Origin of the sequence: Plantibacter sp. CFBP 8804 (assembly GCF_014841225.1) — a bacterium.
Classification (GTDB): domain Bacteria; phylum Actinomycetota; class Actinomycetes; order Actinomycetales; family Microbacteriaceae; genus Plantibacter; species Plantibacter auratus.
On record NZ_JACYTU010000022.1, the window covers coordinates 1 to 19,972 of the forward strand.

A 19,972-nucleotide genomic window follows, 5' to 3' on the forward strand; every position below is an offset into this window, starting at 1 on the left:
GCCGGCGGGCCCGATGGTCAGCTCACTGGGTGAGGGTGAAGTCGTACCCGGACGAGGCGATGACCTTGCCGCCGACGGTCTCGGTCACGGTGCCGCCGAAGTACCGCGCCGGGAGATAGTCACGCGGCCAGGTGATGGTCCACTCCCCGGTCCGTGGGTCGGCGATCGCGGAGCCGAGGTCGGTGCCCCACGCGCCCGTGATCCGCACCCGCGCCCCCGGGTTCGCCGTACCGGTGAACACCGGCCTGGTGCCGGTGAGGGTGTCGCCGACTCTCGGCGAGGTGACGACGAGTCGGGGCTGGACGATCGTGAAGTCGTAGACGAACGTGTGCGTCACGGCCCCGTCCACGAACTGCTTCACCGTTCCCCCGACATAGCGGTTCGGAAGCAGACTCTTATTCCATGTGATCGTCCACGCCCCACTCGAGTCGACCTCGACGACCTCGCCGAGGACGGCACCGGACGCACCCCGGATCTCGATCCGCGCGCCAGGCTGGCCGGTCCCGGTGAACACCGGGGACGTCTCGGTGACCGTCTCGCCGATCGTCGGAGACGTGACCAGCAACGGAGTGACGCTCGACGCTGCGATCGTGAAGTCGTAGACGAAGGTCTGGGTCGGAGCACCGACCACGGACTGCTCCACCGTGCCGCCGACATACCGTCCCGGCAGCAGGTCCTTGTTCCACGTGATCGACCAGGCACCGTTCGCGGCGACCTCCTCAACCGATCCGAGCACCCCGCCCCACAGCCCGCGGATCACGATCCTCGAACCCGGCTGCGCCGTCCCCCGGAACACGGGGGTCGTCTCACGGATCGTGTCGCCGGACTTCGGCGACTCCACCACCAGCGGCGCGACGGGCGCCGGAGCAGCGGACTCGAACGTGGCGGACCAGACCTGGTTCAAGCCAGAACCCGCCTGGGTCACCCGACCCTCGGCCGCCCCGACCGGCGCATCGGCCTTCGCCGTCAACGTCAGCGCGACGTCCCGGTTCGTCCCCGTCACCGTGCCACGGAACCCCGGCAGCGCCGCGTCCCAGGTGAACCCGCCCGTCGCCGTCCCCGACGCGAACCCGGCCGGCACCACGATCTCCGTCGCACCGGTCGCCGTCTCGTTGAACGCTAGCGGCACGTCGACCGTCGCCCCCTGCATCACCGCGACGTCTGGCACGTTGACGGCGGGCGCTTCGCCAACCCACGCCTGGAGTTCAGCGATCTGTACGCGTCGGTCGCCCCAGGTGATGCGCCCACCCCGCGCAGCGCCGAGTCGTGCGTCCTCGTCGGCGGTCAGGGTGAACCGCAACGAGGTGGAACCGACGGGAAGGGTGCCGGTCAGCCCGCTCGACGAAACCGAGAATGCCGGATCGTCGACCGCCGTGATCGTCGTCCCGGCCGGTGGGGCGATGTCGATCCGCTGGCCTCCAGCGTCCGCACCGAAGGTCGCTTCGACGACAGCCGCCTGCCCGCGTGACACCGCGGGCACCGGAACGGAGACCGTCGGGTCGAGGTAGAGCGTCAGGTCCAACTGGTACCCCAGCCACGTGGGCCCGTCGTCGAAGATCAGGTGAGTCGGATACCCCCCGCCTGACCATTTGATGGAGCTCACGACGCGGTCGCCCAACTCGATACGCCCACTGTGGTCCATCGTGACGTCGTAGACGTCTCCCGCCGAGCAATCGCCCAGGGCGACGGTGCGGCTTCCCCCGATCAGCACACCAGGCACGAGGCAGCGTTCGCCCACTCGGATCGGGCCGGTGGCCCCGAGCGCAGGAAAGAGTGCCTCGGCTGCCGAGTCGAGCGCCTCCGCCCGGGTCACTCCCCCGATCTCCGTGGCGGCGACAAGCGAGCCCTCGGCCCCTGGGGCGAGACCGTAGTAGCCGTCGCTCCCAGGACGCCACAACACGAACTTGCCAGCGAGCGGTGCTCCGCTGTCGACCGACTCAGCGGTCGGGGTTGCAGCTGTGGAAGCCGGCGAGGTCGGCTCGCCGACCGAGGCGGAGCCCCACGTGGCACCGGCCGGGGTGACTGCCAGCATGCAGAGTGTGAGAAGAGATGTCATGAGCTTCATGAGGGGAGGAAGCAACCTTTCGTTTACCAGATGATCGCTCGAAGCCGTCACCACAGCGAGACGGTCACCCGATCGGGCGCGCTCGAGCTGGATCAAGTTAGCAGATATATCAGCACGGTACATTTGAGTCGAACATGGAGATGACACCGCCATGTTCACGCCCCGCACACGCCCGGCCGATGACGGTTCGTCGAGTCGGCGGCCCGGTGGATCAGCGGGTGAGGGTGAAGTCGTACCCGGTCGAGCCGATGACCTTCCCGCCGACCGTCTCGGTCACGATGCCCCCGGAATAGCGCGCCGGGAGGTAGTCACGCGGCCAGGTGATGGTCCACTCCCCGGTGCGCGGGTCGGCGATCGCGGAGCCGAGATCGGTGCCCCACGCGCCCGTGATCTGCACCCGCGCCCCCGGGTTCGCGGTACCGGTGAACACCGGACGAGTGCCCGTGATCGTGTCGCCGAACGTCGGCGATGTCACGACGAGCTGCGGCTGCACGAGGGTGAAGTCGTAGACGAAGGTGTGCGTCGGTACCCCGTCCACGAACTGCTTCACGGTGCCTCCGGCATACCGGCTCGGGAGGAGGCTCTTGTTCCACGTGATCGACCACGCACCGCTCGCGTCGACCCGCTCCACCGAGCCGAGGACGTCGCCCCACGCGCCACGGATCTCGATGCGCGAACCCGGCTCGCCGGTCCCACTGAACACGGGGGTCGTCTCAGTGATCGTCTCGCCGCGCCTCGGCGACTCGACCACCAGAGGGGCGATCGGCTCGTCCGGCGCACGGACGATGTTCGCCGTGAAGTCGGCGATCGTGGTGCGGGAGGAACCGTAGGTGACCTTGCCGCCCGTGGCCTCGCCGACGGGAGCGTCGTCGTTCGCCCGCAGCGTGAACCTCAGCGTGGTCGCGCCGACCGGCAGCATGCCTCCGATGCCCAACGCGTCGAGCGTGAAGGCCGGGTGGTCGACCGCGGTGATCCGCGTGTACACCGGGTGGTAGACGTCGATACGCTGACCACCGGCATCGGCGTTGAACGTCGCCTCCACCTCCACGGACTGACCGGGGGCGAGCGTCGGCGTGGGGATCGAGGCGCCGGGCGCGAGCGGCGCCGGGACCGTGAAGTCGAAACGCACCTGGACATCCGACCCGGTTCCGCTCTGGGTCGCGGCTCCCGTGTAGCGGCCGGGCTCGAGCTGGATCGACGGAACCGACCAGGAGGTCGAGTCCAGGGGGACGCTCGTGGTCGCGAGCAGGACCTGCGCGTCGGTGCGGATCGTGATGGACGATCCGGGTTGCCCGACACCGCTGAACGTGGGGGTCGGTGTGTCCACCGTGGCGCCGATCGCCGGGGTCGACAGTTCGAACGGCTCGATCGGGGCCAGCTGCGACTCCACGACGACATCGGTGAGCGCGTCCATCGTGAGCTCGACGAAGGTGTCGTTGTCCGTCCCGCCCAAGGAGTACGGACTCGACACCGGGTACAGGGCGTAGCCGGCCACCCACTTGTTCGAGACGTACCGCCACTCGAAGTCCTGCGACGGGGCCCCGGTGCACGTCCGGGCTGCGACGAGCGCCCGGGAGCCGTCGCCCGCGGGCGTCAGGCAGAGCGCCGAAGAGGTTCCCGTGCCGGTGATCGGCCCGGCCGCACCGACGGCAGGGAGGGAATACGTCCCCGCGAGAGACGCTGCTCCGCCCACCGAGGACGAGTACAGCCGCTGGACGTTCCGACCCGACTCCGGCGCGGAGAGCCCGACGTACGCCGAAGATCCGGTGGAACGGTTCTGCAGGACGAGCTTGCCGATCACCCTCGACGTGCCTGCCGAAGGGGCCACGGCGCCCGACGCACCGGGGGCATCCCCGGTGCCGAACGCGTCACCGGGTGCGTCGTCGTGCTCCTGCGGGTCCGCGATGGACCCGACGGGCGGAGCAGCGGATGCCGGACCCGGGAGTCCCACCGCGGTGAGCAGGATGGTCGCTGCGGCCAGGGCCGAGAGCGTGGAGCGCCGGAGTAGGGAGCGCGGAGCACGGATCAGAGCAGTCACGAGGACCGAGGCTACTCATCTGGAATATCGCCGTGGGGGCTGCCGCCGAATCTGTGGAGAACTCGCCCTCAGTCGGTCGGCACGTGCCGCTCGTCTGGCCCGACGTACTCGGACAGCGGACGGATGAGCGCGTTCGACGCCAGCTGCTCGGCGATGTGCGCCGTCCACCCGACGATCCGAGCGGCGACGAACAGCGGCGTGAACGTGGCCGTGTCGAACCCGATCAGGTTGTACGCCGGGCCCGAGGGGTAGTCGAGGTTCGGCTTGATGTTCTTCCGCGCGACCATGTCCGCTTCGAGCGTCGTGTACAGCTCGAGGATCTCGGGCTTGCCGTAGTGCTCGGCGAGCCGCTCGAGCGCCTTGAGCATCGTCGGCACGCGCGAGTCGCCGTTCTTGTAGACCCGGTGTCCGAAGCCCATGATCTTGCGCTTCTCGCCGAGCGCCGCGTCGAGCCAGGCGCTGGCCTGGTCAGCCGTCCCGATCTCGTCGAAGACGTGCATGACGGCCTCGTTCGCCCCACCGTGCAGGGCGCCCTTGAGCGCGCCGATCGCACCGGTGACCGCCGAGTACAGGTCGCTGAGGGTCGAGGTGATGACCCGGGCGGTGAACGTCGACGCGTTGAAGGAGTGCTCCGCGTAGAGGATCATCGAGACGTCGAACGCCTCGACGACGACCGGATCGGCCTCTTCGCCGAAGGTCATGAAGAGGAAGTTCGCGCTGTAGCCGAGGTCGTCGCGCGGCGGGACGAGCTCGAGGCCGTGGCGGCGGCGCTGGTCGTAGGCGACGATCGCCGGCAGCTTCGCGTACAGGCTCGCGGCCTTCACCGCGTTGGTCTCGGGGGTGTTGGTCTCGGCGGTCGGGTCGTTCGCGCCGATCACGCTGACGGCCGTGCGGAGGGCGTCCATCGGGTGGCTCTCGGTCGGGAGGAGGTCGATGGCCGCCTTGACGTTGTCGTCGAGCGCGCGCTGGCCCCGCTCCAACGCAGTGAACTCCGCGAGTTCGGCGTCCGTGGGCAGTTCACCGTTCCAGAGCAGGTACGCGACCTGCTCGAAGCTGCAGTGCTCGGCGAGCTCCTGGACCGGATACCCGCGGTAGAGCAGGGAGTTCGTCTCCGGGTTCACCTTCGAGACGCTCGTCACGTCGACGACGACGCCGGCGAGACCCTTCTTGATGTCGCTGGTCGCTTCGGTCATGCGTTGCTCCTTTGCGTACTGCCTGCGCGCGTCCTGCGCGCGTCGGTCGAGCTTGGCACCCGGCTCGCCCCTCGACAAGCTCGGGGAGCGGAGACCCAGGTGGTGTTCACCGGCGCGGGGACACCTACCGGTCGATGGTGAAGTTGAAGACCGAGGTGTCGAAACGGTTGTAGCCCTCGTAGTCGATCAGTTCGTAGAGGTCGGCACGGTGCTGCATCTCACCGAGCTTGCTCGTGAGCGAGCCCTCGTCGTTCAGCGTGTCGAGCGCGCGACCCGCGGCGCCCATCGCGATGCGGAGGAGCGACACCGGCCAGATGACGATGTTCACGCCCACATCGGCGAGCTGCTGACTTGTGAACAGCTCGCTCTTGCCGAACTCCGTCATGTTGGCGAGGATCGGCACGTCGACCGCGTCGCGGACGGCGGCGAACTCCTCGAGCGACCGCATCGCCTCGGGGAAGATCGCGTCGGCTCCGGCGTCGACGAGCCGCTTGGCCCGGTCGATCGCGGCGTCGAGCCCGTCGACCGCGGCGATGTCGGTGCGCGCCATGATGAGCAGGTTCGCATCGCGCCGGGCGTCGACGGCGGCACGGATCCGGCCGAGCGCGGTGGAGGTGTCGACGACCTGCTTGCCGTCGAGGTGGCCGCAGCGCTTCGGGTTGACCTGGTCTTCGATGTGGAGCCCGGCGAGCCCGGCGTCCTCGATCTCCTGGACGGTGCGCGCGACGTTCATCGGCTCCCCGAAGCCGGTGTCGGCGTCGACGATCGCGGGCAGCTCGGTCATCCGGGCGATCTGCTTGGCGCGACCGGCGACCTCGGTGAGGGTCGTCAGTCCGATGTCGGGCAGCCCGAGGTCGGCGGAGAGCACCGCCCCGGAGATGTAGACGCCGTCGAAGCCCTTCTGCTCGATGAGCCTCGCCGAGAGCGGGTTGAACGCGCCCGGGAAGCGCAGCAGCTCACCGGTGGCGAGTCGCTCGCGGAACAGCCGGCGCTTCTCGGCCGGCGTGGTCTCGCTGTACAGCATCAGCGCAGTCCCTTCTGGAGGTCGGCCGGCATCAGAACAGGCCGGTCGGGTGGGGTGCCGAGGCGAGGACCCCGGAGGCGGCCTGGATGCTCAGCTGCTTGACCTCGTCGGCGTCGAGTTCCGGGAGGCGTTCGGCGAGCGCGAGGAAACGCTCGATCTCCTCCGGGTCGAGGACGTCGGCGGCGAGGGTGCGGAACTTGTGGACGTAGTCGACGCGCGCGAACGGGCGGGCGCCGAGCGGGTGGGCGTCGGCGACGGCGATCTCGTCGACGATGGTCGACCCGTCCGTGAGCGTGATCTCGATGCGCCCGCCGAACGCCTGTTCCGCCGGGTCCAGCGAGTGGTAGCGGCGCGTCCACTCAGCGTCCTCCGCCGTCGAGATCCGGTGCCACAGCTCGACGGTGTCGGCGCGGGTGGCGCGCTCGGGACGGTAGGAGTCGACGTGGTGCCACGCGCCGTCCTGCAGCGCCACCGCGACGATGTAGGGGATGGAGTGGTCGAGCGTCTCGCGCGACGCCGTCGGGTCGTACTTCTGCGGGTCGTTCGCGCCGGAGCCGATGACGTAGTGCGTGTGGTGCGAGGTGTGGAGGACGATGCGGTCCACCTGCGGTCCCTGAGCCTGTCGAAGGGCAAAAAGCTCCGGGTGCTCGTGGTGCAGCTTGCGGGCGAGGTCGATCCACGCCTGCGCCTGGTACTCCGCCGAGTGCTCCTTCGTGAAGGAGTCGAGGATTGCGAGCTTCGGCTCACCGGCGCCGGGCAACGGGACGTCGTACGAGGCGTCGGGGCCTTCGAGCAGCCAGGCGACCACGCCGTCCTCGCCCTCGTAGATCGGCGACGGGCTGGTCTCGCCGCGCATCGCCCGGTCGACGGCCTCGACCGCCATCTTGCCGGCGAACGCAGGAGCGTGCGCCTTCCAGGTGGAGATCTCGCCCTTGCGCGACTGGCGGGTGGCCGTCGTGGTGTGGAGTGCCTGGCCGATCGCCTGGTGGATGGTGGCCTGATCGAGGCCGAGCATCGTGCCGATGCCGGCCGCGGCGCTCGGGCCGAGGTGTGCCACGTGGTCGATCTTGTGTCGGTGCAGGCTGATCGCCTTCGCGAGGTCGATCTGGATCTCGTAGCCGGTCGCGATCCCGCGGACGAGGTCGGCGCCCGTGCAGCCGACGTGCTGGGCCACCGCGACGATGGGCGGGATGTTGTCGCCCGGGTGCGAGTACTCGGCGGCGAGGAAGGTGTCGTGGAAGTCGAGCTCGCGCACGGCGACGCCGTTGGCCCAGGCCGCCCATTCCGGGGAGACGCGGCGGGCGAGGTCGGGCCCGAACACGGTGGCACCGTCGCCGCCGGTGCTGACGGGGTGGCTGAGCGCCTGGGCGCGAGCCGAGGAGACGGGCCGGCGCGTGAGCGAGGCGGCTGCGACGGCGGCGTTGTCGATCACGCGGTTGATGATCATGTCGACGACCTCGGGCGTCACCTCCACCGGATCGGTCGCGACGCGGGCGAGCTGCCAGGCGAGCTGTCCTTCGCGGGCGAGGTTCTCGTCACTGCGGTGGACGCGCAGGTGGTGCTGGATCACGGGTGTTCCTTTCGGGTGCGGCCCGTCCGAGTGTGCTGCGGGGCGTCGCATCCTCCAGCCTACGCCCGCGGGTCCGTCGCGCCGCAGCAGGAGAACCGCCCGGGAACAGGACATTTCACGTGAAATGGTCCTGCTGTCGCGCTGTTCTCCTGGCACCGTGGAATACCAGCTTCGTTCTCCGCATCCACCCAGCCCGCGTACACCGCGCATACGGCGGCCACGGACAGAGTGACACGCATACCGACCGCTGACGAACCGAAGGAGACGACCGTGCCGATGCACACCCCTGGGGCACCGCAGACCCCGCACCTGTTCGGCGACGTGATCCGAGCCGAGGCGCTCCACTACACCGAACTGTTCGCGGAGAAGCCGTTCGTGCCGGCCCTGCTGCTCTACTGCTCGAACGGTGCGTACCGCATCCTGTCGCCGGGCGAGGACCACCCCGGCAGTTACGTCGCCGAAGGGCCGCTGTCCGCGGAGCGGGTGCGCGTGAACTTCATCTCGTGGCCGTCCGAGGACTGGAACCGGAACGTCGCCTTCCACGTGCTCGACTTCGACCGGACGACCGGAGGGTTCACCCAGCGACTGCGGCTCCCGGGCGATCCCGAGCCGAGGCACCAGGCCGGCCGCCATACCGAGGTCACCGACCTCGGTGCCTGGGACGCGGACACGACGTGGGAGACGGCCGAGCCGCTCCTTCACGAGACCTTCGAGGCACTCGCCGGCGGCTGACGGAGCGAGCGGTGGGCCGAGCGAGCGGTGGGCCGAGCGAGCGGTGGGCCGAGCGAGCGGTGGACGGAGCGAGCGGTGGGCCGAGCGAGCGGCTGGCCGTCAGCGGACGGGACGAACCAGCGTGTCCGGACGATCGCCGACGGTCGGGGTCAGGCGGCGAGCAGCTGCGGGTCGGCCGCGGGGCGCAGCGGGGTGATCGTCGCGTCGGCGAGCGCGTCCTCGGCGAGGGGCAGCTCGACGACGATCGGAGCCGCCGCGGTCTCGAAGCGGTCCGCGATGTCGAACATGAGCGCGTCGAGGCGGGTGCGGAGCGCGTCGGCGATGGTCACGACCACCTCGGAGGAGGCGTCCTTGCGTCCGCGCTCGATCTCCGACAGGTAGGGCGTCGACACGGCTGCGGCGGTCGCCACGTCCTGCAGGGTGCGCCCCTGTGCCAGCCGACGCGTGCGCAGGGCCGCGCCGAGGGCTTCGCGGTACAACATGGCGACTCCTTCCGGCTGCGGGCGCGGGCTCCGTGACCGCGTGCTCTCACTGTAGGCGCGGCTCGGCCAGGCTCGGGGAGCCCGCGTTCTGCCGTCAGCGGACAGGGCGAGCCGTCCGCTACAGGAAGATGTCGGGGTAGAGCTCAGACTCGTCGACGCCCGGTGAGTACTTCGCGAGGTCGGTGACCCCGGCCTCCGCGAGGACGTCCTCCACGATGAGCGACCGACCCGTGAGCTCACGCGCCGACGCCGTCAGGACCTCGTAGGCCGCGTCGGCGTAGATCTCCGGGGTGCGACTCTTCGCCAGGAGGGCCTCGCCGCCGAGGATGTTGCCGACCGCCGCCGTCTTGATCGTCGTCTTCGGCCAGAGCGTGTTCGCGGCGATGCCGTCGCGTCCGAACTCGGCAGCGAGACCGAGCGTCACCATCGACATGCCGTACTTCGCGAGTGTGTAGCCGGTGTGCGCGCCGAGCCACTTCGGGTCGAGGTTGAGCGGCGGTGACAGCGACAGGATGTGGGGGTTCTCCGCGTCCTTCAGCATCGGGATGGCCGCCCGCGACAGCATGAACGTCCCACGCACGTTCACGTCCTGCATGAGGTCGTACCGCTTCGCATCGAGGTCGAGGGTCCGCGCAAGGCTGATGACGCTCGCGTTGTTGACGACGATGTCGATGCCGCCGAACTCACCGGCCGTCTCGAACACGGCCCGGGTGATGTCGTCGTCGTTGCGGACGTCGCCGAGGATCGGGAGCGCCTGCCCACCGGCCTCGCGGATCGCGTCCGCTGCGGTGTGGATCGTCCCCTCGAGGCGGGGATCGGGGGTGTCGGTCTTGGCGAGGATCGCGACGTTCGCGCCGTCGCGGGCCGCACGCAGGGCGATCGCGAGGCCGATGCCGCGGCTGCCGCCCGACATGAGGATGGTCTTGCCGGCGAGGGTGGTCATGCGGTGGGCTCCTTCGGGGTGGTGGTGGCGGCGCGCTTCGCCGACGCGGCGGCGCGCTTCGCCGACGCGGCCGCGAACGCCGCGACGCGCGCGACCGACTCGGGCGTCTCGATCGCCGCGCCGATCGTGCGGGCTTCGTCGTCGAGGGCGTCCTGGTAGCCGCGGCCGACGCTCTCGCGCAGCAGCCGCCGCGCCTGACCGAACGCGGCCGTGGCTCCGGCCAACCAGAACGCGGCCACCGCGCGTGCGCGGGCGTCGAGCTGCTCGGCGGGGACCACCTCGGTCACGAGCCCCCAGTCGAGCGCCTCCTCGGCGCTCAGCATCCGCGGGCCGAGGGTGAGCTCGAGCGCCCGACGCATCCCGACCGCCTCGGGCAGCAGGGTGCTCACGCCGCAGTCCGGAGTCAGGCCGATGTCGGCGTACTTGCTGACGAACTTCGCCCGGTCGGACGCGATGATCACGTCGGCGACGAGCATGAACCCCAGCCCACCGCCCGCGACAGCCCCCTGGACGGCGGCGACGATCGGCTTCGCGACCGACTGCAGCGTCCGGTGGCCCTCGTGGATGATGTCGGCGAGCTCGGTGACGAAGGCGCCCGTCGATCCCTCGCTGCCGTCACCCATCCGCGACATCGCGAGGACGTCGCCACCCGCGCAGAACGCCGGACCGTTGGCGTCGAACAGGACCGCCCGGACGTCGTCGCGCTCCGCGATCTCGAGGGCGAGGTCGCGCCACCGTCTGGCCGCACGGTCGTCGATCGCGTTGAGGCTCGCGGGCCGGTTGAGCGTGAGGTGCGCGAGGCCGTCGCTCACCTCGAAGAGGATGGTGTCGTCGCTGGTCACGGAGTGGCTCCCTGGTCGGTGGATGGGTTCGTCGGCATCGGAGAGCCGGTCATTTCGGCGCCATCCGGATCGCGCCGTCGAGGCGGATCGTCTCACCGTTGAGGTAGCCGTTCTCGACGATGTGCAGCGCGAGCGAGGCGTACTCGTCGGGGCGGCCGAGGCGGGCCGGGTACGGCACCTGGTGCCCGAGCGACTCCTGCGCCGCCTCGGGCAGTCCGGCGAGCATGGGCGTCTCCATGATGCCGGGTGCGATCGTCACGACCCGGATCCCGAAGCGCGCCAGCTCGCGGGCGATCGGCAGCGTCATCGAGTGCACCGCACCCTTGGACGCGGCGTAGGCGGGCTGGCCGACCTGTCCGTCGAAGGCGGCGACGGACGCGGTGTTGATGATGACGCCGCGGTCGCCTGCGCCGTCGACGGGATCACCGTCCGGATCGTTGTGCTGCATCGCGTCGGCCGTGAGCCGGATGACGTTGAAGGTGCCGAGGACGTTGACGCGGAGGACTCGCTCGAACGCGCCGAGGTCCGCCGGACCGTCGCGGCCGAGCACCTTCGCCGGTGGTGCGATGCCGGCGCAGTTCACGACGACCCGCAGCGGGCCACGCGACACCGCCGCTGCGACCGCCGCCTGCACCTGCTCACCGTCGGTGACGTCGGCGGGCACGAAGGTCGCGAACCCGCCGAGCTCCTCGGCCCGCTCCGCCCCGGGTGAACCGGGGAGGTCGACGAGCACGACGCGCGCACCGGCACCGGCCAGCCGCGTCGCGGTCGCGAATCCGAGTCCCGAGGCGCCGCCGGTGACGATCGCCGAACTGCCGGTCACATCCATGTGCTGGTTCCCTTCACGTGGTGGGCGCGCCCATCAGAGGCGCTCGATGATCGTCGCGTTGGCCATACCGCCGCCCTCGCACATCGTCTGCAGCCCGTAGCGGCCGCCGGTCGCCTCGAGTTGGCCGAGGAGGGTGGCGAGGAGCTTCGTCCCGGAGGCGCCGAGCGGGTGCCCGAGGGCGATCGCCCCACCCCGCGGATTGAGCCGGTCGTCGTCCACCCCGAATTCGCGTTGCCACGCGAGCGGGACGGACGCGAACGCCTCGTTGACCTCGAACGCGTCGATGTCGTCGATACCGAGCCCGCTGCGCTCCAGGATGCGGCGGGTGGCGGGGAGGATGCCGGTGAGCATCTCGATCGGGTCGCTCCCGACCGCGGCGAAGGAGACGAAGCGCGCACGCGGCGTCAGCCCCAGCTCGAGCGCCCGGACCTCGCTCATGATGAGCGCGGCGGAGGCGCCGTCGGTGAGCGGTGAGGCGTTCCCCGGGGTGATCCGCCAGGCGATCTCGGGGAAGCGCGCCGCGAGCCGCTCGTCGCGGAAGACGGCGGGGAGTCCGGCGAGCGCCTCGGGGGCCGTCCCGGCACGGACCGTCTCGTCGGTCGTGACGACGGAACCGTCGGGGAGGGTGACGGCGACGACCTCGCCGTCGAACCCGCCGGACGCCCAGGTCGCGGCGGCGCGCTCGTGGGAGCGGGCGGCGAAGGCGTCGAGCTCCTCGCGGCTGAGGTTCCAGCGGGCGGCGATGAGTTCGGCGGAGACACCCTGGCCGACGAGGCCCTCAGGGAAGCGGGCTCGGAGGGCGGAGCCGAAGGGGTCTGCCCCCTGCACGTTGGAGCCCATCGGCGCCCGACTCATCGATTCGACACCGCAGGCGATGACGACGTCGTTGCCGGCCGACATGACGCTCTGCGCGGCGAAGGTGGTGGCCTGCTGGCTGGAGCCGCACTGCCGGTCGATGGTGGTGCCGGGCGTCTCCTGCGGGAGGCCTGCGGCGAGCGCCGCGTTCCGCGCGATGTTCTGCCCCTGCTCGCCGGACTGGGTGACGCAGCCGGCGTAGACGTCCTCGACGACCGCGGGATCGATGCCGGTCCGCTCCACGAGCGCACGGATCGTGCCGGCGAGGAGGTCCGTCGGGTGCACGGCGTTCAGCGCACCGCCCGGTTTGCCCCGGCCGGACGGCGTCCGGATCGCGTCGACGATCACTGCAGTGCGCATAGCCATCTCCTTCGAGGTCTGCGTCCACCCTAGGCCTGGCGCCTGCGCCGACGGCGGCGGTTGTGGCCCTTCGACAAGCGAGGGGCCGGAACGTCCGTGTCCGCTGGACCGGCCCGACGATCCGCGGTCGGCGCCACGTACGATTGAGCGGTGGCTGACCCGAAGATCCTCCTGTACTACGCGTTCGCTCCCCTGGCGGACCCGGAGGCGATCCGGCTGTGGCAGCGCGACCTCTGCGAGTCACTCGGTCTCCGTGGTCGCATCCTCATCTCGAAGGACGGCATCAACGGCACCGTCGGCGGCGAGCTCGACGCCTGCAAGCTCTACGTCCGGAAGACGAAGGAGCACCCCGCGTTCCATGACCTCGACGTGAAGTGGAGCGACGGCTCGGGCTTCGACGAGGACGACCGCGTGCGCACGGCCAGGCACCGTCCCGCGCCCTGGCGTCGGAGCAGCGACTTCCCGAAGCTCAGCGTGAAGGTGCGCGAGGAGATCGTGTCCTTCGGCGCCCCCGGTGAGCTCGTGGTGGACGAGCACGGCGTCACCGGCGGCGGGGTGCACCTGCAGCCGACGGAACTGCACGAGCTCGTCGCGGAGCGCGGCGACGACGTCGTGTTCTTCGACGGCCGGAACGCCTTCGAGGCCGAGATCGGGCGGTTCGCCGGTGCGGTCGTGCCCGACGTCGCGACCACCCGGGACTTCGTCGCCGAACTCGACAGCGGGAAGTACGACCACCTCAAGGACAAGCCGGTCGTCACCTACTGCACGGGCGGCATCCGCTGCGAGGTGCTCTCGGGACTCATGCGCTCTCGCGGCTTCGGCGAGGTGTACCAGCTCGACGGCGGCATCGTCCGGTACGGCGAGCAGTTCGGCGACGACGGCCTGTGGGAGGGATCCCTGTACGTGTTCGACAAGCGGGGCTCGCTCGAGTTCAGCGATCACGCGGCCGTCATCGGGCACTGTGTCGTCTGCGACACGTCGACGAAGCACCTGCAGAACTGCGCGGACCCCTCCTGTAAGACGCAGTTGGTCGTGTGCGAGGCGCACGCGGACGGGCCCGACGGCGGCCCGCGATGCGCCGTGCACACCGGCGCCGACGTCTCCACCGATGCTCGCACCGACCGGCCCGCCTGATCCGCCACCGTCATGACCGCCCACTTCCGCCTCCGCACCGAGCTCGCCGGGACGATGCAGCAGGCCTTCGACCTCTCGCGGTCGATCGACGCCCACCTCGGCTCGATGGCGGACACCGGTGAACGGGCGGTCGGCGGCGTGACCTCCGGGCTGATCGGCCTCGGTGAGACCGTCACCTGGCGGGCGAGGCACTTCGGTGTGCCGTGGACGATGACGAGTCGGATCACCGCGTTCGAGGAACCCCAGCGGTTCACCGATGAACAGCTGTCCGGTCCGTTCCGGACGTTCCGCCACGTCCACCTCTTCGAACCGCTCGAGCGCCCGATGGGGACGGCGCGGACCATCATGCTCGACGACGTCACGTTCTCGGCGCCGTTCGGTCCGCTCGGCGTCGTGGCCGAACACGTCGCGCTCACCCGGCACCTGCGACGGCTCATCGAGTCGCGGAACCGGTGGTTGGCTGAGGCACTTCGACAAGCTCAGTGACCGATAGGGTGCGGCTCAGTGACCGACGGGTGCGGCTCAGTGACCGGAGGGTGCGGCGGTCCGGTCACTGAGCTTGTCGAAGTGCCGAAGGGACGATTCGGTCCCTGAGCCTGTCGAAGGGCGGATACCTCGACATCGAGACAACCCGACACCTGTCGTGCCGCGCCCTGACCGCGCACATCCGCCCCTGCCAAGATGGAGCCATGGGTGCTCGCACGAAGTCGAAACTGGCCATCATCGGGGCGGGGAGCGTCGGTTCGTCCCTCGCCTACGCCTCGCTCATCCGCGGCAGCGCCCGGCGGGTGGCGCTCTACGACATCGACGGCAAGCGGGCCTCGGCCGAGGTCCTCGACCTCGCCCATGGGACGCAGTTCACCGGGTCGAGCAGCATCACGGGCGGTGACGACATCTCGGTCGTCGCCGATGCGGACATCGTCGTGATCACGGCCGGCGCGAAGCAGGAACCCGGCCAGACCCGACTCGACCTCGCTGGCACGAACATCCGTATCCTCGAGCAGCTGCTCCCGAAACTCGTCGAGCAGGCACCGGACGCCGTCTACATGCTCGTCACGAACCCGTGCGACGTCCTCACCGTCGCCGCCCAGCAGATCACGGGGCTGCCGCGCGAACGCGTCTTCTCCTCCGGCACCGTCCTCGACACCTCCCGCCTGCGCTGGTTGCTCGCTGAGCGCGCGGGTGTCGCGACCTCGGCGGTGCACGCACTCATCGTCGGCGAGCACGGCGACAGCGAACTGCCGCTGTGGTCGCAGGCGACCATCGGTCCCGTCCCGATCCTCGACTGGGAGCTGCCCGACGGATCGCGCTTCACGGAGCAGCGGCTCGACGAGATCGCGACCGACGTCCGGACGGCCGCCTATCGCGTCATCGAGGGCAAGGGCGCGACGAACTACGCTATCGGGCTGTCGGGTGCTCGCATCGTCGAGGCCATCCTCGGCGACGAGCACGCGATCCTGCCGGTGAGCACCGTGCTCGACGGGTACCACGGCGTCAGCGGGGTCGCCCTGTCGGTGCCGAGCATCGTCGACCGTTCGGGCGTGCGCTCGGTGGTCGAGGTCACGATGTCGCCCCGCGAGGAACAGCAGTTCGCCGACTCGGCCGCTGCCGTCCGCGCGTCGCTCGACTCCCTCGGGCTGTAGCAGCCGACCTCCCTGACCCTTCCCCTCCCCCGTTCCCCAACTCAGGAGCGCCCCGGCGTGTCGGGGTCACCGCCCGGCGTGTCACCGCGACACGCCAGGCGCACTCCTGAGTTGGGGCGGTTCGGCAGCGATGTCCGGAGTTGCCGGATCTCCCCCGAGCGGCCGATGCGCAACCGGCGTCGGCCCCGATAGCGTTGCAGGACGAGGCGCGGATCCGGCCGCGCCCCTGGGGAGGCACCGGATGACCGCTGGCGTGACGATCGAGTTCGATGGACTCTCGAAATCCTTCGGGGCGGTGCAGGCGGTCGACGACCTGACGTTCCACGTGGAACCGGGCAAGGTCACCGGCTTCCTCGGCCCGAACGGAGCCGGGAAGACGACGACCCTGCGCATGCTGCTCGGCCTCGTGCAACCGACGTCGGGGAGGGCGACCTTCGGCGGTGTCCCCTACGCCAAGCTGCCGGTCCCAGCAGCGACCGTCGGAGCGGCTCTCGAGGCGGCGAGCTTCGTCCCCGGCCGCACCGCCCGCAACCACCTGCGCGTGCACGCCTCGGCAGCGCGTCTGCCGGCGAGCCGGGTGGACGTCGTGCTCGCGCAGGTCGGCCTGCTCGAGGTCGCCGACCGACGCGTCGCCGGATATTCACTCGGCATGCGACAACGGCTCGGCCTCGCGACCGCGCTCCTCGGCGACCCCGGTGTGCTCGTCCTCGACGAACCGATCAACGGGCTCGACCCCGAGGGGATCAAGTGGATCCGCGGCTTCCTCACCGCACTCGCGGCCGAAGGTCGGACCGTCCTCATCAGCTCGCACCTGCTCAGCGAGGTGCAGCAGTCCGTCGACGAGGTCGTGATCATCGCGAAGGGGCGGCTCGCGCACGTGGGCACGCTCGCGAGCCTCGACGCCGCCGACACCCTCCGCGTCGTCGTGAACTCCCCGGAGCACGAGCGGCTCGCCACGGCGCTGACCGCCGCGGGGTACACCTTCGACCAGGCCCGCTCGGGGCTCGTCGTGCACGATGTGGAGGCGATCGACATCGGCCGGGTCGCGCTCGCCGCCGGCATTCCGCTCAGTGCGTTGTCGCGGCATCGATCAGGGCTCGAGGATTCGTTCCTCGCGCTCGTCAGCGGTGGGGAGGACCACGCATGACCTCACTTCTGGCAGCCATCCGCTCCGAGTTCCTCAAGGTGTTCACCACCCGCGTGTGGTGGGGACTCGCCCTCATCCTGTTCGTGTACGTCGGTTTCGCCGCGGCCGGGGCGGCGCTCCTCTTCGCCAACATCCCGGGCGCGGCCGAGTCCAGCGGGGCCGGGGCGCAGGCGACGAGCGAGATGCTCACCCAACCCGGTCTCATCTACGGCTTCGCGACGAGCATCGGGTACGTCTTCCCCGTCCTGCTCGGTGCGCTCGCCACGACCGGCGAGTTCCGGCATCAGAGCCTGACGCCGACGTTCCTCGCGAACCCGAACCGCGGCCACGTCCTCGTCGGCAAGGTCCTGGCACTGACCGGGGTCGGCGCACTGTACGGCGTGATCGCGCTTGTCGCGTCCGTCGGTCTCGGCGGCGGCGCCCTGGCCATCAGCGGCATCGATCCGATGCTGACCGACCCCGACACCTGGGCGCTCATCGGTCGTGCGGTGCTCGCGATGGCCCTGTGGGGTGCGATCGGCGTCGGTCTCGGGGCGGTGCTGCCGAGCCAGGTGGGCGCGATCATCGTCGTGCTGGCCTTCACGCAGTTCGTCGAGCCGCTGCTGCGCCTCGCCTCCTCGTTCTCCGAGGTCACCGCGTCCATCGGCCGGTTCCTGCCGGGTGCCGCGACGGACGCGCTCGTCGGACCGAGCTTCTACTCGATGATGTCCGCTCAGCAGGACGCGCTGACCTGGTGGCAGGGCGGACTCGTCCTCCTCGGTATCGGGGTCGTCGTCGCGCTCATCGGCTACGCCACGACCTGGCGCCGCGACGTCACCTAGGCAGGGTGCGCGCGCTGGCTCGAGCCAGGCAGCCCCTCGGCGGGGAGGCGTAGGCTCGACGGACAGCCACCGACCGGTCACCGCACCGGAGACAGGAGCACCATGGGCCGCGCATACCTCGTCGAGCAGGTCGAGCACGAGGGTGGCAAGCCCACCCGGACGGTCGATCTCCGCGACCTCCCCGACACTTCGCTGCCCGACGCCGCCGTCACCGTCGACGTCGAGTACTCGAGCATCAACTACAAGGACGCCCTCGTCCTCACGGGGAAGCCGGGCGTCGTGCGGTCGTTCCCGATGGTCGCGGGCATCGACCTCGTCGGCGTCGTCGCAGCGTCGAGTGATCCCGCGTGGACGGCCGGCGACCGCGTGGCCCTGTTCGGTGACGGCCTGAGCGAGACCCGGTACGGCGGGCTCTCCGAGCGCGCGAAGGTGCGGTCCGACGCGCTCGTCCGCGTCCCCGACCACGTCTCCAGCGCACAGGCCGCCGCGATCGGCACCGCCGGGTACACCGCGGCCCTCGCCGTGCTCGCGCTCGAGCACGGCAGCGCGACCTCCGGCGCCGTCCGTGTCGGCGGGCTCCCCGTGCTCGTCACGGGAGCCGGCGGCGGGGTCGGAAGCATCGCGATCGCACTGCTTGCCGCCGCCGGCTTCGAGGTCGCCGCCTCGACCGGGCGGGTCGACGAGCTGGGTGACGCCCTGCGGCGGCTCGGCGCGGCGTCGATCGTCGACCGCGCCGAATTCGCCGAACCCGGCCGCCCACTCGGCAGCCAGCGCTGGGCGGGAGCCGTCGACTCCGTCGGCGGTCAGACGCTCGCGACGGTCCTGTCGCAGGTCGAGTACGGCGGGACGGTCGCCGCCTGTGGTCTCGCCGGCGGGTCCGATCTCCCGACGTCGGTCATGCCGTTCATCCTCCGCGGGGTCACGCTCGCGGGCGTGAACTCCGTCGAGGCGCCGCTCCCCCTGCGGCAGGCCGCCTGGGAGCGCGTGACCACCGCGCTCGACCTCGACGTCCTCGACACGCTGACCGAGACGGTCTCCCTCGCCGAGGCGACGGATGCGGCGGAACGGGTCCTCGCAGGCTCGGTCCACGGTCGGATCGTCGTCGACGTCTGCGCCTGAGCGGGCCCAAGGAACATGCCCGGCCGTCCCCAACTCAGGAGAACCGCGGCGCGGCGCACGCCCACCCCGGCGACACACCGGCCGACTCCTGAGACAGGGACATCACCCGACCCGCCGTCCCTAACTCAGGAGAGTTGCGGCGCGGCGCGCACCCACCCCGGCGACACACCGGCCGACTCCTGAGACAGGGACATCACCCGACCCGCCGTCCCTAACTCAGGAGAGTTGCGGCGCGGCGCACGCCCACCCGGGCGACACACCCGCCGACTCCTGAGACAGGGACACCGCCCAGCGCTCCAGGAACGCGACAGCGGCCGGTGCCCGAAGGCGACCGGCCGCTGCCGACGGAACTGCTGAGACTCAGTAGCCGGCGGTCGACATGACCGAGCCGAGCGCGACGGCGTAGAAGATGCCGCCGATGATGCCGAGCACGACGAGGATGATGCCGATGATGACACCGATCTTCGCGAGCTGGTTCGGGTAGCCGGCGTCCTTGGACTGCTTCTGCGCGACGAGGCTGATGATCAGGCCGACGAGCGGCACGACGATCGCGAGGATGAGGCCGACGAGGCCGAGCGTCTTGCCCGGGTAGTCGGCGGGCAGGGCGCCGCCCGGCTGCTGCGGGGCGTTGTACTGGGGTGCGTTGGTCATGATGGTTCCTCTCGAGGATGGTAGATGCGCCACGGGCGCGAGCCAACAGTAGTGGGTTAGATACCCGACAGGCGATGGGGACAACTCCCCAATCGCCCGGATGTCACCGGGCTACGGGCAGGTGATGGTGGTCGTGCCGTCGGTGTGGACACCGCTCCCGAGGGAGGCGCACGCCTCGTTGAACGCCGCAGCACCGATCGCGATACCCGCGATGGTCGCGATGATCGCGATGACGATGAAGACGATCGACAGGATGAGGCCGACCTTCGCCAGCGTGTTCTTGACTCCCGCGTTCTTCGACTGCACCAGGGCGACGATGCTGAGGATGAGGCCGATCGGCGGGGCGAGGAACGCGAGGATCAGGCCGACGATGCCGAGCGTCTTGCCGGCGGTCGCGTCGCCGGAGGGAGCTGCGCCGCCGGAGTACGCGGGAGCCGCGCCGTACTGGTCCTTCGGGGGCTGCGGCGCCTGGGGAGCCTGCGGCGGCTGGCCGGGGTATTCACCGGGAGGAGGAGTCGACATGG

19 protein-coding genes are annotated in these 19,972 nt (G+C 70.5%); 7 read left to right on the plus strand and 12 right to left on the minus strand.

The genetic code is table 11. The features are described from left to right. Positions 1–22 precede the first annotated feature (22 nt). The 5 genes from IFU11_RS18735 to IFU11_RS18755 form a co-directional block, all read right to left on the minus strand. Entirely contained in the window at positions 23–2,032 is a 2,010-nt protein-coding gene (locus IFU11_RS18735) for a hypothetical protein (protein ID WP_192019926.1), read from the minus strand. 244 nt (positions 2,033–2,276) lie between these two features. Next, on the minus strand, positions 2,277–4,103 hold the full coding sequence (locus IFU11_RS18740; protein WP_192019927.1) for a hypothetical protein: 1,827 nt from the start codon (positions 4,101–4,103) through the stop codon (positions 2,277–2,279). 68 nt (positions 4,104–4,171) lie between these two features. Beyond that, positions 4,172–5,296: a bifunctional 2-methylcitrate synthase/citrate synthase gene (locus IFU11_RS18745; RefSeq protein ID WP_192019928.1), complete on the minus strand. Its 1,125-nt coding sequence runs from the start codon at positions 5,294–5,296 to the stop codon at positions 4,172–4,174. Between the two features lie 124 nt (positions 5,297–5,420). Then, positions 5,421–6,320, minus strand: coding sequence for a methylisocitrate lyase (gene prpB / locus IFU11_RS18750; RefSeq protein WP_192019929.1), 900 nt, complete (start codon positions 6,318–6,320; stop codon positions 5,421–5,423). Positions 6,321–6,351: 31 nt separating this feature from the next. Beyond that, positions 6,352–7,890, minus strand: coding sequence for an MmgE/PrpD family protein (locus tag IFU11_RS18755; protein ID WP_371742837.1), 1,539 nt, complete (start codon positions 7,888–7,890; stop codon positions 6,352–6,354). Positions 7,891–8,160: 270 nt separating this feature from the next. On the opposite strand from IFU11_RS18755, the gene IFU11_RS18760 reads away from it, so the two are divergent. Beyond that, positions 8,161–8,622, plus strand: a complete 462-nt coding sequence (locus IFU11_RS18760; RefSeq protein WP_124767639.1) for a hypothetical protein — start codon at positions 8,161–8,163, stop codon at positions 8,620–8,622. 149 nt (positions 8,623–8,771) lie between these two features. On the opposite strand, the gene IFU11_RS18765 is transcribed toward IFU11_RS18760, so the two are convergent. From IFU11_RS18765 to IFU11_RS18785, 5 genes are all read right to left on the minus strand, one after another. Beyond that, on the minus strand, positions 8,772–9,104 hold the full coding sequence (locus IFU11_RS18765) for a helix-turn-helix domain-containing protein (protein WP_192019931.1): 333 nt from the start codon (positions 9,102–9,104) through the stop codon (positions 8,772–8,774). Between the two features lie 118 nt (positions 9,105–9,222). Then, the gene (locus IFU11_RS18770; protein WP_064294896.1) at positions 9,223–10,047 is read right to left on the minus strand and encodes an SDR family oxidoreductase; all 825 of its coding nucleotides are present in this window, start codon (positions 10,045–10,047) and stop codon (positions 9,223–9,225) included. Beyond that, positions 10,044–10,889, minus strand: a complete 846-nt coding sequence (locus IFU11_RS18775; RefSeq protein WP_192019932.1) for an enoyl-CoA hydratase/isomerase family protein — start codon at positions 10,887–10,889, stop codon at positions 10,044–10,046. Before IFU11_RS18775 ends, IFU11_RS18770 begins: the two co-directional genes overlap by 4 nt. Before the next feature lie 49 nt (positions 10,890–10,938). Beyond that, positions 10,939–11,718: an SDR family NAD(P)-dependent oxidoreductase gene (locus IFU11_RS18780; protein ID WP_192019933.1), complete on the minus strand. Its 780-nt coding sequence runs from the start codon at positions 11,716–11,718 to the stop codon at positions 10,939–10,941. Positions 11,719–11,751: 33 nt separating this feature from the next. Next, complete coding sequence (locus IFU11_RS18785) at positions 11,752–12,933, minus strand: thiolase family protein (RefSeq protein WP_192019934.1); 1,182 nt, start codon at positions 12,931–12,933, stop codon at positions 11,752–11,754. Positions 12,934–13,083: 150 nt separating this feature from the next. Here IFU11_RS18785 and IFU11_RS18790 point away from each other — a divergent pair, with 150 nt between their 5' ends. From IFU11_RS18790 to IFU11_RS18815, 6 genes are all read left to right on the plus strand, one after another. Next, positions 13,084–14,067: a tRNA uridine(34) hydroxylase gene (locus IFU11_RS18790; RefSeq protein WP_192019935.1), complete on the plus strand. Its 984-nt coding sequence runs from the start codon at positions 13,084–13,086 to the stop codon at positions 14,065–14,067. A 12-nt stretch (positions 14,068–14,079) separates the two neighbouring features. Beyond that, a complete protein-coding gene (locus IFU11_RS18795) occupies positions 14,080–14,553 on the plus strand; it encodes an SRPBCC family protein (protein WP_192019936.1) in 474 nt (157 codons plus the stop codon). Between the two features lie 203 nt (positions 14,554–14,756). After that, complete coding sequence (locus tag IFU11_RS18800; protein ID WP_192019937.1) at positions 14,757–15,710, plus strand: L-lactate dehydrogenase; 954 nt, start codon at positions 14,757–14,759, stop codon at positions 15,708–15,710. Positions 15,711–15,951: 241 nt separating this feature from the next. Further along, positions 15,952–16,857 carry an ATP-binding cassette domain-containing protein gene (locus IFU11_RS18805; protein WP_137244235.1) on the plus strand — a complete coding sequence of 302 codons (906 nt, stop codon included), beginning with the start codon at positions 15,952–15,954 and terminating at the stop codon, positions 16,855–16,857. Continuing rightward, complete coding sequence (locus IFU11_RS18810) at positions 16,854–17,678, plus strand: ABC transporter permease subunit (protein WP_079706366.1); 825 nt, start codon at positions 16,854–16,856, stop codon at positions 17,676–17,678. Before IFU11_RS18805 ends, IFU11_RS18810 begins: the two co-directional genes overlap by 4 nt. Positions 17,679–17,780: 102 nt before the next feature. Further along, complete coding sequence (locus IFU11_RS18815) at positions 17,781–18,797, plus strand: MDR family oxidoreductase (RefSeq protein ID WP_192019938.1); 1,017 nt, start codon at positions 17,781–17,783, stop codon at positions 18,795–18,797. Positions 18,798–19,157: 360 nt separating this feature from the next. On the opposite strand, the gene IFU11_RS18820 is transcribed toward IFU11_RS18815, so the two are convergent. Further along, a complete protein-coding gene (locus IFU11_RS18820; RefSeq protein ID WP_064294905.1) occupies positions 19,158–19,448 on the minus strand; it encodes a hypothetical protein in 291 nt (96 codons plus the stop codon). 111 nt (positions 19,449–19,559) lie between these two features. Then, positions 19,560–19,970, minus strand: coding sequence for a DUF4190 domain-containing protein (locus tag IFU11_RS18825; protein WP_138945552.1), 411 nt, complete (start codon positions 19,968–19,970; stop codon positions 19,560–19,562). Between the last annotated feature and the right edge of the window lie 2 nt (positions 19,971–19,972).

What these genes read in the sequence shown, in the direction of transcription:
- IFU11_RS18785 (WP_192019934.1), bottom strand. Translation starts at nt 12,933, where the DNA reads ATGCGCACTGCAGTGATCGTCGACGCGATCCGGACGCCGTCCGGCCGG.
- IFU11_RS18800 (WP_192019937.1), top strand. Translation starts at nt 14,757, where the DNA reads ATGGGTGCTCGCACGAAGTCGAAACTGGCCATCATCGGGGCGGGGAGC.
- IFU11_RS18815 (WP_192019938.1), top strand. Translation starts at nt 17,781, where the DNA reads ATGGGCCGCGCATACCTCGTCGAGCAGGTCGAGCACGAGGGTGGCAAG.
- IFU11_RS18780 (WP_192019933.1), bottom strand. Translation starts at nt 11,718, where the DNA reads ATGGATGTGACCGGCAGTTCGGCGATCGTCACCGGCGGCGCCTCGGGA.
- IFU11_RS18745 (WP_192019928.1), bottom strand. Translation starts at nt 5,296, where the DNA reads ATGACCGAAGCGACCAGCGACATCAAGAAGGGTCTCGCCGGCGTCGTC.
- IFU11_RS18820 (WP_064294905.1), bottom strand. Translation starts at nt 19,448, where the DNA reads ATGACCAACGCACCCCAGTACAACGCCCCGCAGCAGCCGGGCGGCGCC.
- IFU11_RS18795 (WP_192019936.1), top strand. Translation starts at nt 14,080, where the DNA reads ATGACCGCCCACTTCCGCCTCCGCACCGAGCTCGCCGGGACGATGCAG.
- prpB (WP_192019929.1), bottom strand. Translation starts at nt 6,320, where the DNA reads ATGCTGTACAGCGAGACCACGCCGGCCGAGAAGCGCCGGCTGTTCCGC.
- IFU11_RS18825 (WP_138945552.1), bottom strand. Translation starts at nt 19,970, where the DNA reads ATGTCGACTCCTCCTCCCGGTGAATACCCCGGCCAGCCGCCGCAGGCT.
- IFU11_RS18770 (WP_064294896.1), bottom strand. Translation starts at nt 10,047, where the DNA reads ATGACCACCCTCGCCGGCAAGACCATCCTCATGTCGGGCGGCAGCCGC.
- IFU11_RS18805 (WP_137244235.1), top strand. Translation starts at nt 15,952, where the DNA reads ATGACCGCTGGCGTGACGATCGAGTTCGATGGACTCTCGAAATCCTTC.
- IFU11_RS18765 (WP_192019931.1), bottom strand. Translation starts at nt 9,104, where the DNA reads ATGTTGTACCGCGAAGCCCTCGGCGCGGCCCTGCGCACGCGTCGGCTG.
- IFU11_RS18735 (WP_192019926.1), bottom strand. Translation starts at nt 2,032, where the DNA reads ATGCTGGCAGTCACCCCGGCCGGTGCCACGTGGGGCTCCGCCTCGGTC.
- IFU11_RS18810 (WP_079706366.1), top strand. Translation starts at nt 16,854, where the DNA reads ATGACCTCACTTCTGGCAGCCATCCGCTCCGAGTTCCTCAAGGTGTTC.